Genomic DNA, 1193 nt, shown 5'->3' with positions numbered 1-1193 from the left:
TCCGTGCCCCGCAGCCGGTTCACCACACTGCGGTGCTCGACCAGCACACCCTTGGGCACACCCGTCGAGCCCGAGGTGTAGATGACGTACGCGAGATCATCGGGCGTCGCCGACGAGACAGGATCGCCTTCCGGTTCCTGCGCGATCAGCTCCTGGTCGGAGTCGACGCATACGGGGGTGAAGCCTGTCTGCGGGAGCCGGTGGAGCAGTTCTGCCCGCGTCACGACCACCGGGGCGGAGGTGTCCTGCACCAGGAACGCCAGCCGGTCCGCCGGGTATTCGGGATCCAGCGGTACGTACGCGCCGCCGGCCTTCAGCACGCCCAGCAGGGCGACCACCAGGTCGGGTCCGCGTTCCAGGCACACCCCCACCAGAGCACCGGCGGCGATCCCGCGCCCGGTGAGGTGGTGGGCGAGACGGTTCGCCCGGGCGTTCAACTCACCGTACGTGAGGGACTGTTCGCCGAAGACCACGGCCACCGCGTCCGGACACTCCCGCGCCCGCTCCGCCACCAGACCGTGCAGCGTCGCCGCGTCGTCGACGCGCGCCCCACCACCACCCCACTCCGCCGACAGCGCCCGCAGCTCCGCCGCGCTCAGCATCTCCAACTCGCCCACCAGCGCCGTTGGATCGGCCACCAGCGACGACAGCAGCTCCACGAAGTGCCCGACCAGACGCTCGACCTCCGCATGCCGGAAAAGGCCCTTGTCGTAGGAGATGTTCACCTTGAGCCGCTCGCTGTCGTACACGATGGCCGTGATGGGGTAGCCGGTCCGCTCCACGTCGAGGCGGGAGGTGCGGACGAGTCCGTCGGGCAGTTCGTCCTCGCCCAGGCCGGGGAAGTTCTGGAAGACGAGGATCGACCGGAAGAGCTGCTCGCCCTTGGGAACGGCGCTCCACCGCTGGGCGTCCACCAGCGAGGTGTACTCGTACTGCCGCAACTCGACGTGCTCGGCCTGGAGTTCACGAAGCCACTCGGCCACCGGGAGCTCGGGCCGCACCCGGGCACGGACCGGCAGGGTGTTGATGAACAAGCCGATCATGGACTCCGCCTCGGGCAGCCCGTCGTGCCGGCCGGACATGATCGAGCCGTAGACCACGTCATCGCCTCCGCCGTAGCGGGAGAGCAGCAGCGTCCAGGCGCCCTGCACCACCGTGTTGACGGTCACCCGGTTGGACCGGGCGAAGGCGCC

General features: G+C 69.7%; 1 protein-coding gene. It reads right to left on the bottom strand.

The window, feature by feature from the left end:
- The coding region (locus ACFVGO_RS39390; RefSeq protein WP_380636965.1) for an AMP-binding protein at positions 1–1193 on the bottom strand (1193 nt) is incomplete at both ends.

Origin of the sequence: Kitasatospora sp. NPDC057738 (assembly GCF_042798815.1) — a bacterium.
Lineage (GTDB): Bacteria > Actinomycetota > Actinomycetes > Streptomycetales > Streptomycetaceae > Kitasatospora > Kitasatospora lactacystinica.
This window is presented reverse-complemented; position numbering and strand designations above follow the sequence as displayed.